Here is a 12,530-nt window from a genome sequence, read left to right as displayed (position 1 = left end):
ATATCCCAAACGAAAGGAATAAAGGCAAAGTCAATAATTGGTGAAATATGTCAGAGGTTACCGCAGATCGTCTCTCAGCAGAGAGCATATCACTCCGCTTTATGGACGTTGGGAGCAGAGAATACGATCTCAGGAAGGCATGTTCCATGTTGGAGGACCTGTCTTCCGGCGGCGATGTCGATGCTTCCTATCTTTTCTCGCTTTTTCTTTACACCGGAACAATACTTCTTGAGGACCGGTCTGCCGCCATGGAACTGATGTCCGTATCTGCAGCATCAGGGAACGAACAGGCGGCCCGCACCCTGGCAGAGATAGGGGACGGGGGCAACGAAAAGATAGATGCGCTCATAATGCTCAAGCTCAAAGGCGAACAGCGCGACACAGATGCGTGTGCTAAGCTTTTCGACATATATGACAATGGTAAGAAATGCGTTAAGAAGGACCATTCCGAGGCCGTTCGTTGGTATACGGTTAACGCGGAGAAGGGCGATGCCTCGGCCCAGAACAAGATCGGATTCATGTATCTGATGGGTAAAGGCGTCCCCAAGGACAAAGATAGGGCCAAATACTGGCTTATGTCGGCGGCCGAGGCAGGGAACGCAGAAGCAATGTTCCACATCGCCGATGCATATCAACGCGGTATAAACGGTGTGAAACAGAATCCGAAGGAGGCGCTGAGATGGTATGAATCAGCTGCGGCCGCAGGCCATTCGGAGGCACAGCACGATCTCGCTGTCCTCTACCTGTCAGACAGACGTCCCGATTTCAAAAAGGCGGCGACGCTCTTCGCAAAGGCCGCGGACCAAGGAGAAATGGACTCCATGTACCAGCTAGGAATGCTTTACGCTTACGGGCAGGGTGTTTCAAGAGATCCTGCCAAGGCCATAGCGCTACTGACCGAAGCATGCGAGAAAGGTCATTCCCAGGCGATGCTGGATTATGCGAACATGCGCTTTGAGGGCCAGGCATTGGAAAAGAACCTCGCGGAAGCGGCGAAATGGTTTAGCAAGGCATCCGAACAGTTCAACGCCACAGCCGAATACTGTCTCGCATGCATGTACGGCAACGGCACATATTTTGAAAAGGATGATGAAAGAGCTGTCCAGCTGTTCACCGATGCAGCCGAGGCCGGGGAGCCCAATTCTCAGTATGCTCTTGCCTGCTTCTGTTACGAGGGCAGGGGGGTGCCGAAGGACGAAAAGAGGGCTGCGATGTGGTTCAGCGCCGCAGCGGAACAGGGGCATCCTGCAGCCAAGGCATTCTACGGCATGATGATGGTGACCGGCGTAGGAACGGAAACCGATACGGAAGCCGGAATGGCTTTGATCAAAGAGGTGGCGGACGCCGGTTTCTCGGACGGACAGTTCTATCTCGGCAGGCTCTTAATGGAAGGCAAGCACGTGAAGAAGAACATGCCGCTTGCAAAAAAATATTTGAAGCTCGCAGCAAAGCAGGGCGATCCTGACGCCTCATCCCTATTGGAGCAACTCCGGGCGTGATTCCAACAGTTTTCCTCTGAATTAAAGGCTCAGATGAAAACTAAATAAATCAATGGGTACCTTACGGGGGCGTGAAAGATCCTATCCTAAGGGATGCAAGTGACGGAGACCCCTACGCCTGTCTCGGTGTCGCATACATGTATCACTACGGCAAAGGTCTCGATCAGGACCTCGACAAAGCGATCACTTGGTATCTCCGTGCAGCCGAGGCAGGGTGCACGAGGGCCGAGTGGGAGATTGCCAAGATGTACCGCGACGGCATAATCTTCGACCAGGATATCTATCAATATCTCAGGCATCTGCGCAATGCATCCGAGATGGGCAACCCGGAGGCCCAGCTTACACTGTCTATGGAATGCACCAGAGGGATCCTCGTTTCTTTGGACTATGAGGAAGCTTTCAAATGGATGTCAACATCCGCCAAGCAAGGTGTTCCAATGGCCCAGTTCTATCTGGGGTACATGTACGGCCGCGGCATCGGCACGGAGAAGAGCCGAACCGAGGCAGAGCTATGGTACTCCTCCGCTACCATAACGGGCAATGCGGACATGTTCATGGAGATAGGTTTGCAGTACGAATTCGGTATTAACGGTATAATACACAATGAAGTGGAGGCCAAAAGATGGTACAAGTACGGTGCAGATATGGGACATGAGGGATGCCTACTATGCTGGAACCTCGTTCTTTTGAGCCTTGAGGGAGGAAAGAAAGACACCCTTATTTCCAGGATGAAAAAGCTCAGCGAAACGGACTCCGCGATAGAGCGCGACACAAGGGATTCCGCGTTAGTTCTTGCCAATAAATATCTCGACGAGGGAGATTATGAGAAATCGTTTAAAAATTTCGAGAAAGCTGCCGAACTGGGCAGCCCGGACGCAATGTTCTTTCTCTCTCTGATGTATCGTGAAGGAATGTATGTCAGACGCAATATGCAGAAATCTCTTGGAATGCTCACAAGGGCTGCGGACGCAGGATCTGCGGACGCACAGTTCATGCTTGCCCGCCTATACGATGTGGGCGGAGGTCTCGCGGAGAGCGAGGTCGATGCCATAAAATATTACACCATGGCCGCCGCCGGAGGGTATCTTTCCGCATTGTATTACCTGGGGATGTTCATGGAGCACCCGGAGCTTCATGTGAGAAGGTCCATAGGAAAATACAGGTGAGGCCGTGGGTTTCAAGGAGCAGCTGGAGGCAGCCCGGGCAGGCGACCAGAACGCGCAGACCGCGCTGGGATATCTTTTCTTTACAGGTAACGGTGTCGTGCGCGACCGCAGAGAGGCGGCGAGATGGTTCGGTGAGGCCGCGGACCAAGGTAACGCAGAGGCAATCTGCAACCTTGGTTACATGAGGGTCCATGGTGAAGGACTTTCCTGCAACTTCGAGAAAGGTTTTGAACTTTACAAGAAATCTGCTCAGCTAGGGTATCCCAGGGCGATGTTCAATCTTGCCGATCTTTATTCCGACGGCCGAGGTACGGAACAGGATTGGGAACAGGCCCGCTTCTGGTACGAAAAGGCGGCCGCACACGGTTCTATTCCGGCCTACTATAGGCTGGGGGTTATGTACGAGCTCGGAAGGGGAGCAGATATCGATTATGAAATGTCCGCAGAGATTTACCGTGCCTGTTTTTCTGAGGAATATTCAAAGGCCGGATACCGCCTGGGACTTATGCAACTCGAGGGAAGGGGCATGGCTAAGGACCCGGAAGGGGCCGCGAAAACATTGATCAAAGCGGCGGAACTTCTATCAGAGGAAGCAATGTGCCAGCTTGGTAAGATGTCACTGTCGGGGGACGGTATGGTAAAGAGCGTCCGAAACGCAAAAAGATGGTTTTCGAAGGCTGCGGCCAGGGGCAGTGAGGAAGCGAAAGCGATTTTATCATCCAATGCCCTTGAGGGATGATGACCGTAGTCAAGGAAGGGCTTCTATACACCAAAGAAGGATTGTGGGTCGGGATTTCCGGCTCCAGAGCTAAAATAGGAATATCTGACCGTGCCCAGGAGGAACTGGGGGAAGTCATCTACGTTCAGCCGCCGGTTGTCGGCAGGCACATATCGAGGAACGATGAGATCGGAGCTATAGAGAGCTTCAAAGCGATCTCACCGGTGATTTCACCTGTGACAGGTACGGTCGCTTCTATCAATCGGACATTGGAGGACGAACCCGCACTCATGAACTCGTCCCCATATTCTGACGGATGGCTTGCCGAGATCGAGCTGGACGATCCCAATGACATCCAAAAGCTGCTCGGAGCAGAAGAATATGAATCAATTTGATTGTGTATTTATGTACACCATTTACCTAAAATAATCATCATTATTATATTCTTAGTTAGTGTTAATCGCTTATTACCATGATGATGAACGAGTATCAGCTGGAAACGGTAAAACGCCGTCTTTCTACCATAAAAACGGACAGTCCTTTCTATGGGAAAAAGTTCGCAGGGATCGACCTATCCAAAGTGGTCGACCAGGAAAGTTTCGAAGGTCTGCCTTTTACGGACAAGGCCGATCTGCGCGATGCGTATCCTCTCGGGCTTGCCGCCGTACCTGAAAAAGACATAGTCAGGATACACTCGTCCTCCGGGACCACAGGTACCCCTGTCATAATACCTTACACCCAGCACGACATAGACGACTGGGCCATTATGTTCGAGCGCTGTTACAGGATGGCAGGGCTGACAGAAGAGGACTGCATACAGATAACGCCGGGATATGGGCTATGGACCGCCGGTATCGGATTTCAGAACGGTTCCGAAAGATTGGGTGCGATGACGCTGCCAATGGGTCCCGGGAACACGGAGAAACAGATACAATTTATGATTGACTTCCATTCGACAGCCCTATGTGCCACATCCTCCTATGCTCTTCTTCTTTCCGAGGAGATAAAGAAGCGCGGGATAAAGGAAAAGCTGTCCCTCAAGAAAGGCATAATCGGATCAGAGAGATGGGGAGAGAAGATGCGCAACAGGATCGCGTCCGATCTCGGCGTCAAGCTTTACGATATTTACGGGCTCACCGAAATATACGGCCCTGGAATAGGCATAAGTTGCGATTACGCCAACGGAATACACCTCTGGGACGACTACATCTATTTTGAGATAGTCGATCCGAAGACGGGAAGGAACCTTCCGGACGGAGAAGTAGGGGAGCTTGTTATCACCACGCTCCTGAAAGAAGGGGCCCCCCTGGTGAGGTACAGGACGCATGACCTGACCCGCATAATTCCGGGTAACTGCCCTTGCGGTTCCAGGTTCCCTCGTATCGACATCATCACCGGACGCACGGACGACATGGTCAAAGTGAAAGGCGTGAACATGTTCCCTGCACAGTTCGAAGAGGTCCTAAGCGAGACGGAAGGCCCTGAATCCGAATATCAGGTCATGATAGACCATCTTGATGGCAAGGACATCCTCACCTTGTACTTCGAGACAGCAGTGCCAGAGTCTAAACGCGAGGTTCTCGAGAAGGAAGTTCAGGACCGTTTCAGGGTTAAGGTCGGTGCGACTATCAATCCGAAAGCCGTCAATGTAGGAGATCTCCCCCGCAGCGAGAAGAAGACCAGCAGGATGTTCGACAATAGGTACTGATAATTAAGTTCCAGATGTCAAAATCACCGCTTGGCTCCGCCGATCATTACGAGGTAGGCCAGCAACGCTTCGAGCTGTATCCTCTCGTTGCTTCCCTCGACGATCCGGAACTCGATCTCTCCGGTCTTGTCCACAAGACGGACCTTCTCTGCATCGGAGATGCTGAGCTCGAAGAACATCGAATGTATCTGGCGGACTATGTCCTGTCCGGACAGCCCGAAGTTTATCATCGTCTGGTCGAGCATGTCCCTGGCCAGTACGAAGTTGCCTGCCAGTGCGGTCTCCAGTATTTTCTTGACCTCGTCCGGGTTTGCTATTCCGGTGGTCTGGTATATCGTATCTATATCGATCTGTCTTCCCAGGGATGCGGCGACCTGGAGCGAGTTCACCGCGCGCCTCATATCTCCTCTGGCCACATGTACCAGTCCCTGAAGTGCGTCATCTTGGATTTTGATGCCTTCTTTGTCGATAATCATTCCCAAGTACTTCTCCACATCCTCTCTGGTCAGTGGCCTGAAACGGAATATGGCACATCTGGACTGAATGGGGTCGATTATCTTCGATGAGTAGTTGCAGGACAGTACGAAACGGCAGATCTTGGAATATTTTTCCATTGTCCTTCTCAGAGCGGATTGGGCGTCGTTCGTGAGCGCATCTGCCTCGTCCATGAATATTATTTTAAAGTCGGCACCGCCGAGCGGAGATGTCCTGGCGAATTCCTTGATCTTCCCCCTCACCACATCGATGCCTCTCTCGTCCGAGGCATTTAGCTCTATGAAGTTGCCCCTCCACTGGTCTCCGAACATCTCCCTTGCTAGGGCCAGGGCACAGGTGGTCTTTCCTGTGCCGGCAGGGCCTGTAAACATCAGATGCGGCATGTTCCTGGACATTACATATGATGAGAGCCTCTCGGTGACGTTCTGCTGACCTACAACATCCTTCAAGACCTTCGGCCTGTACTTCTCCGTCCAGATTTCATTCATTTTATCAATGGTCAATCTGTTCATTCTATGATAAATTTACCCTGCTTTTTTCTTGAGCGGACAAAAAGGTTTCATAGCGCAGGTAAGAATAGATTATACGTCTGTTTTACATTCGGGAACTCATGAAGATATACGAGGCCTACAAACTGGCTATCGAGACAGGTAAGAAGAACGACCCTCGTTCCCAGGCCGAAGTGGATATAGCCATAAAAGAGGAGAAGGCCAAATTCGACTCGCTTTCCGACGATAAGAAGCAGTTGTACGATCAGGAGAGGCTCTGGAACCCATATGCCGATTCGAGATTTTCAGCGCTTATCGAGGAATCGAAGGAACTGGAAGCCGAGAGGTTCATGTGGGGCATCGACATAGGTACCGGAGAAATGCTCCTGGCCGACAGGCTCAGGGAGAAAGGACAGACCATATCCGCTGTCGTAGCACACCACCCGACCGGCATGTCCAAGGTCCCGTTCCCGGAGGTCATGCGCATGCAGACCGATATGTACGCCTCCGAGGGGGTGCCGATAAATGTCTGTGAATCGCTGATGAAGCCGAGGATGGACGAGGTTCTCAGGAACGTAATGGGCTCCAATTTCAATCAGTCCTCGGACGCCGCAACTCTTCTGGGCATCCCGATGTTCAATATCCATTCTCCGGCCGATAATATGGTGCAGAAGCATATGGACAGATTGCTGGAAGACCTCCAGCCCAGGAATTTGGGGGACATAGTCGACAGACTACTCAAGGAACCGGAGATGATCCAGGCAGCTAAATATAACAATCCTCCCACGATCATAGTAGGGAGCAAAGACAACAGGTGCGGAAGAGCGGTTGCCAAGATGACCGGCGGAACCTCCGGGCCCAAGGAGATATACGATAAGTTCTCGCAGGCCGGGGTCGGTACTGTAGTGGGGATGCACTTCCCGGAGAGCCACATAGAAGAAGCCAGGAAGGCAGGCATCAATCTTGTAATATCGGGCCACATGGCGTCCGATTCTATAGGTATAAACCTGATATGCGATGTGTGGGAGGAGAAAGGAATCGAGGTCTTCGGATGCTCGGGCCTGATACGCCACAGCAGGAACTGAAATGTTCGACAAGGCATCTACGGTCATCCGCGATATGGATAAGCTCTCCTTCAATTACGTACCGGAGAGGCTGGTCCACAGAGAAGGGCAGATGTCCCGTCTGGAGATGTACTTCCGCCCTCTCGCCGAGAGCGGAACGGCCAGCTATGCGTTTTTGACAGGCAACGTCGGTACCGGTAAAACGGCGACCGCGAAACGTTTCTGCGAAAACACAGCCAGGCATTTATCCAGGTCGGGAAGGCCGATAGATGTGATATTCGTCAACTGTAGGAACAGAAATACCGAGGCCGGAGTGATACTTGAGCTTCTGAGGCATTTCGATAAAGGTTTTCCGGAAAGAGGATTCTCGTCAGACGAGATGATGAGGGCGTTCACCGCCCACATCGAATCCGGAAGCGTTCCTGTGATCATAGTGCTGGACGAGGTCGATGTGCTCTTGAAGAAGAACAACGTCGATCTGGTTTATCAGCTTACACGTTTTTCCGATGTGGCCAGAGGTAAAGCGGGAATATCCCTGATATTGATATCGCAGCATTCCATTTATGGGATGCTCGATGAAGCGTCTATGTCTACGTTTGGGAGGGGCAACGCAATAACTTTCGACAAGTACGCCAGGGACGAGCTGTATTCAATAGCCAAGGTCAGGGCGGAAGAGTCTCTTATCGGCGGAAGATACTCCGACGATGTGATCGAACTGATAGCAGACGTGGCCTCCGAATTCGGGGACGCGAGGTTCGCCATCGAACTTCTCAGAGACTCGGCCGCCATAGCCGAGGGCCATCCGCAGGGGTTTATCGACACCGAGGATGTCAGAGAAGCGAAGGCCAACATAAACAGCGTCGTCACAGAAAGCAAACTCACAGGGCTGGACACCAATAGGAAGCTTGCGCTCCTGGCTATCGCAAGGGCCATGAAGAGTAATCTCTACATCGGCATCACAGTCGCCGAAAAGACGTATGCGGTCGTGTGCGAAGAGTATGGCCACGAGCCTAGAAAGCACACGCAGTTCTGGACCTACGTGCAGGACATGGACCGGCAGAACATTCTGGAGACGGTTGTAAGAAGCGAGAAGGAAGGGGGTCGCTCGACCTACATCTCGCTGCCCGATATCCCTTCAAAGGTGCTGGCCAAGAAGCTCGAGGCTTTGCTGGAGGGAAGAACGGTGGCATCGGCGGAAGAGATATGATAAAATGAGATGCGACCTCTGCTCCTCGGAAGCCGTGACGTTCATCGTCTACAACGGTTCGCACCTCTGCGGCGAGCACTTCATGAAATATGTAGAGAAGAGGGTTAAGAAGGAGATACGCAAGCAGATCGATGTAAGGTCCGGGGACACGATCGCCGTTGCAGTATCCGGCGGTAAGGACAGTATGGTCACGTTGAAAATTCTGAACGATGTTTTCGGGCGCCGTCCCGATGTCAAAATTCATGTGATAACAATCGACGAAGGGATAGAAGGCTACCGCCCGCCAAGCGTCGAGATCGTAAAGGAATACTGCACCGCGGGCGACATCCCGCTCAGCATCCGTTCGTTCTCCGAGTTGGGTTTGACAATGGACTCCGTTTCTTCTGTAACGGGAGAGAATAGCCCGTGCACGTATTGCGGCGTGTTCCGACGCAAGCTGATGAACGACGAGGCGAGAAAGATGGGCGCCAGATTTTTAGCTACGGGACACAACCTCGATGATATGGCACAATCGATCATGATGGATTTTGCCCGCGGAGACGTGGAACGCCTTGCAAGGCTCGGCCCTCATGAAAGGATAAGGGCGGGACTTATACCGAGGTTCCATCCCCTGAGGACGATTCCGGAATCGGAATCGCTCCTATATGCCATTGTGGCCGGGATACCGTTCTGGGACGGGGAGTGTCCATACTGGACAGAGGCGCTGAGGAACCAGTACCGCGATACCATAGACAATCTGGAATACAGGACTCCCGGAATCAAGTTCAGCATCCTCGCTTCGTACGACGAGATAAAACCGATGCTTTATGAGAAATACCCATCGGTTGAGCTTAACACCTGTACATGCGGGGAGCCTTGCGTGGGCAAGGTATGCAAGGCATGTGAGTACGAAAAGATGCTTAAAAGCCGCATATCGGACATTTGATCGATGCGTTGATGCCGCTGGCACAACATCAGCTCCGCTGAATATGAGTTCGAGAGATGTCTTTCCGGCGAACGGCGTATCGCTCCGGATACGTACCTTGTTCCGGAATATCAAAGGTCTTTGAAAGGAACCAGGTCGCAGCATCCGCACCTGTTGCACATGGTCAGGCAACGTGCCGATGACAGCCCGTACTTCTCCATTATCTTCTTCTGTTCAGAAACTAGATATATTGAGCGGTCCGCGGTCACTGGCACAGTCTTGCCTATTGCAGACTCCAAGCTGCTGCGGCTCAGGTCTCCGATCCTCAGCGCTCTTAGGACCGGTATTATTCCCATGGAACATAGGGTTTCAACCATCGAAAGCACCTCCTCGTCCGTATCGCCCATTCCGTATATCATGTTCGATTGAACGTTGCCCTTTCCGAATATCTTAACCGAGTCGCTCAAATGTGCCAGTATCTCGTCGAATCCTAGTTCGGGACACACCTTTTCGAATATATCGCGGCTTGGCGATTCAATGTTCAGTTTTATCTCGGTCGCGCCTGCATTTTTTAATTTCAGCACGTCTTCTTTAGAAGAGACATAAGGTTCTACGCCTATGGGTATGTCGTGGAATTCCGCTCTGAGCGCTTTGACACAGGAGACAAATCTTCCCACGGTCTCTTCGGGGCTTCCAACCACACCGCTTGTCAATGAAATGGCATTGATGGTCATTCCGTCGTCCAAGGCCTTCCTGACCATCGATACGATCTTATCATCGGTCAGGTTTTTTGTAACATCGTTACCAAGTCTCGGGGAGGCGCAGAAAGCGCAATGATATATGCAACGCTGGTCCAGATTGAAGAATGCCTGTTCGGGGCAATGATAGACCACAGGCTCTAATTTAACTCTTTCAAGGAAAGGTCTGCCGCCACGGGTCAGCGACATGGTATCTCCGTCGTCGTGGAGTTCAAAATCTCCCGAATCGTACTTTACTGCCTTTTTTACCCGGACACCTTCGAAAGAGAACACGGCTCCGGCGGAACCCGCTCCAGGTCCTGCCGTAGAGCGAGAAAGCCTCCAAGGCAGCACATAACCCTCCGGCAGTTTAACGGGACCGCCGAGTGCCAGCTCTGATTTTTTACGAACTATCAGATCTTTTTCCATTTTACTCCGTCCCCGGCGTCCTCAAGACGGACGCCTGCATCCCCAAGCCTGTCGCGGATAAGGTCTGACAGATCGTACGCTTTGCGCTTCCTGAGCTCTGCTCTAAGGTCTATGAGTATCTGCATTATCGAATCGAGGGTTCCGTCGTCGCCTCCGTCGTCCTCGGGGAATATCCCCAAGATTCCGTTGAATTCTCCCAGTAGCTTGACGAACTTAGCCGCACCCTCTTTGCTGAGTGTGCCTTCCGACATGGACTTGTTGGTGACCCTCGCAAGCTGGAACATCACTTCGATGGCGGCCCTGGTGTTGAAATCGTCGTTCATCGAATCCATGAAATTGCTTCTGTATTCGTCCGTCAGGTCGCAAACATCCCCATCGCCCGATGGGCCCTGTTTAACGTACGCTTTAAGGTCCGTGTAGTTATTGGTAAGCCTGTCCAAAGACGTTCTCGCTTCGGTCAGCATGTCCTCGCTGTAGAGGAGCGGGCTCATGTAGTGCGTATTGAGGAAGTAAAAACGTATGGCATACTGGTCGAATTTCTGAGATACGTCGCGTACCCTGAAGAAATTGCCCAGGGATTTCGACATCTTCTCGCCCTGGACCTGCAACATCCCGTTGTGCATCCAATATTTCGAAAGCGGGTTCCCCGTCACGGCCTCTGTCTGGAGGATCTCATTCTCATGGTGCGGGAATATCAGGTCGTTGCCTCCGCCGTGGATATCGATCTCGTCGCCGAGATACTTGCGTATCATAGCAGAACACTCGATGTGCCAGCCAGGGCGGCCCGATCCCCATGGGGAGTCCCAGGACACCTCTCCCGGCTTAGCTGCCTTCCATATCGCGAAGTCCATGGGGTTCCTCTTCTGCTCATCCAGGGCGACCCTTCCCGAGGATTCCATGTCCTCGATCTTCTGTTTCGTGAGCCTTCCGTAGTTTTTGACCTTATCCACCGAAAAGTAAACGCTCCCGTCCTCGGTGGTGTAACCGAAACCTTTATCGATGATCTCTTTGACCATTTCTATTATGGGCCCCATCTCCTCGCTTGCCTTTGGGTAGATGTCGGCCTTGTGCACTCCCAGCTTGGCAGCGTCCTCGAAATAGTGCTTTACGTAACGGGCGGAGAGCTCTAATGCTTCGACGCCCTCTTCGGCGGCCCTTCTGATGATCTTATCGTCAACATCTGTAAAGTTGGTGACATGCGTAACTTCGTAACCGCAGTGCCTCAGATATCTGACGATCATATCGAAAACGATCATGCTGCGAGCATGTCCCATATGGATGTCGTCGTACACGGTGACGCCGCACACGTAGATTTTCACCTTTCCGTCCTCATGGGGGACGAATTCTTCTTTTGCTCCAGAAAGCGTGTTCTTGATCAGTATCGACATCGGATCGGACCTCTATGTCGTAGGTAATAGATAAATCGGACCCAATCAGCCCTTGATCAGCTTCTTGAGCTCCGACACCTCTTTTTTCAGGCTGTCAAGTTCCCTCTCCAGGTCGTTGCAGCGGTCCTTGACGGGATCGGGAAGCTCGTTGTGCTTCAGTTCGTCCTCGCATCCGGCAACGCCTGCCTTTCTGATCACTTTGCCCGGTACACCGACAACCGTGCATCCGTTGGGGACGTCTTTAAGGACGACCGACCCGGCGCCTATGCGCACCCTATCGCCTATCTTTATGTCTCCGAGGACGGTGGCATTGGCCCCGATGACGACATGGTTTCCCACTGTAGGGTGCCTTTTGCCTTTGGAGAAAGAGACTCCTCCCAGAGTTACTCCCTGGTAGATCACGACATCGTCGCCTATCACCGCGGTCTCGCCTATCACGACTCCGGTGGCGTGGTCGATGAAGAACCTCTTGCCTATCGTAGCGCCGGGGTGTATGTCGCATCCGGTGAGCTGGTGGGCCCGGTAGTTTATCTCACGGGCATCCTTGAGCTTGCCCTGGAGCCAGAGTTTGTGACTCTCTCTGTACATGGAAACGGCGTGCAGGCCGTGGTGGAATCTTACGGCGTCATCTTCGTCAATGAGGGCAGGATCTAGCTCCATTGCGGCGGCCAAGTCCTCCGGGTCGATAATCATGGTTGACCAGAATGGATTTGGTTTATTTATTATT

The 12,530-nt window shown here is 52.2% G+C and carries 12 protein-coding genes; 8 read left to right on the top strand and 4 right to left on the bottom strand.

Annotated elements, in window-relative coordinates; all coding sequences use genetic code 11:
- The first annotated feature begins 101 nt into the window (after positions 1 to 101).
- From VB016_05555 to VB016_05535, 5 genes are all read left to right on the top strand, one after another.
- Positions 102 to 1,499 carry a tetratricopeptide repeat protein gene (locus tag VB016_05555; protein ID MEA4977996.1) on the top strand — a complete coding sequence of 466 codons (1,398 nt, stop codon included), beginning with the start codon at positions 102 to 104 and terminating at the stop codon, positions 1,497 to 1,499.
- Positions 1,500 to 1,570: 71 nt separating this feature from the next.
- Entirely contained in the window at positions 1,571 to 2,665 is a 1,095-nt protein-coding gene (locus tag VB016_05550) for an SEL1-like repeat protein (GenBank protein MEA4977995.1), read from the top strand.
- Between the two features lie 4 nt (positions 2,666 to 2,669).
- Positions 2,670 to 3,404 (top strand): tetratricopeptide repeat protein, encoded by a 735-nt coding sequence (locus VB016_05545; protein ID MEA4977994.1) that lies wholly within the window; start codon positions 2,670 to 2,672, stop codon positions 3,402 to 3,404.
- Entirely contained in the window at positions 3,404 to 3,778 is a 375-nt protein-coding gene (gene gcvH / locus VB016_05540; GenBank protein MEA4977993.1) for a glycine cleavage system protein GcvH, read from the top strand. Before VB016_05545 ends, gcvH begins: the two co-directional genes overlap by 1 nt.
- A gap of 77 nt (positions 3,779 to 3,855) precedes the next feature.
- Positions 3,856 to 5,091, top strand: a complete 1,236-nt coding sequence (locus VB016_05535) for a phenylacetate--CoA ligase (protein ID MEA4977992.1) — start codon at positions 3,856 to 3,858, stop codon at positions 5,089 to 5,091.
- 23 nt (positions 5,092 to 5,114) lie between these two features.
- On the opposite strand, the gene VB016_05530 is transcribed toward VB016_05535, so the two are convergent.
- On the bottom strand, positions 5,115 to 6,074 hold the full coding sequence (locus VB016_05530) for a replication factor C small subunit (GenBank protein ID MEA4977991.1): 960 nt from the start codon (positions 6,072 to 6,074) through the stop codon (positions 5,115 to 5,117).
- A gap of 122 nt (positions 6,075 to 6,196) precedes the next feature.
- On the opposite strand from VB016_05530, the gene VB016_05525 reads away from it, so the two are divergent.
- Genes VB016_05525 through VB016_05515 form a run of 3 tightly spaced genes read left to right on the top strand, consistent with a single transcriptional unit; the run spans position 6,197 to position 9,270 of the window.
- Positions 6,197 to 7,159, top strand: coding sequence for a hypothetical protein (locus tag VB016_05525; GenBank protein ID MEA4977990.1), 963 nt, complete (start codon positions 6,197 to 6,199; stop codon positions 7,157 to 7,159).
- A 1-nt stretch (position 7,160) separates the two neighbouring features.
- Positions 7,161 to 8,345, top strand: a complete 1,185-nt coding sequence (locus VB016_05520) for an AAA family ATPase (protein MEA4977989.1) — start codon at positions 7,161 to 7,163, stop codon at positions 8,343 to 8,345.
- 4 nt (positions 8,346 to 8,349) lie between these two features.
- Complete coding sequence (locus VB016_05515) at positions 8,350 to 9,270, top strand: TIGR00269 family protein (GenBank protein ID MEA4977988.1); 921 nt, start codon at positions 8,350 to 8,352, stop codon at positions 9,268 to 9,270.
- Between the two features lie 110 nt (positions 9,271 to 9,380).
- Here the strand turns inward: VB016_05515 and VB016_05510 are convergent, their stop codons facing one another.
- Genes VB016_05510 through epsC form a run of 3 tightly spaced genes read right to left on the bottom strand, consistent with a single transcriptional unit; the run spans position 9,381 to position 12,496 of the window.
- Positions 9,381 to 10,415, bottom strand: a complete 1,035-nt coding sequence (locus VB016_05510; protein ID MEA4977987.1) for a radical SAM protein — start codon at positions 10,413 to 10,415, stop codon at positions 9,381 to 9,383.
- The gene (gene cysS, locus VB016_05505) at positions 10,400 to 11,803 is read right to left on the bottom strand and encodes a cysteine--tRNA ligase (GenBank protein MEA4977986.1); all 1,404 of its coding nucleotides are present in this window, start codon (positions 11,801 to 11,803) and stop codon (positions 10,400 to 10,402) included. The genes VB016_05510 and cysS overlap by 16 nt, the downstream gene beginning before the upstream one ends.
- A gap of 45 nt (positions 11,804 to 11,848) precedes the next feature.
- Positions 11,849 to 12,496 (bottom strand): serine O-acetyltransferase EpsC, encoded by a 648-nt coding sequence (gene epsC, locus VB016_05500; protein ID MEA4977985.1) that lies wholly within the window; start codon positions 12,494 to 12,496, stop codon positions 11,849 to 11,851.
- Between the last annotated feature and the right edge of the window lie 34 nt (positions 12,497 to 12,530).

This window comes from Methanomassiliicoccaceae archaeon, from assembly GCA_034928305.1.
GTDB lineage: Archaea > Thermoplasmatota > Thermoplasmata > Methanomassiliicoccales > Methanomethylophilaceae > VadinCA11.
The sequence above is the reverse complement of the archived record's forward strand: the minus strand, read 5'-3'. Positions and strand labels throughout refer to the sequence as shown.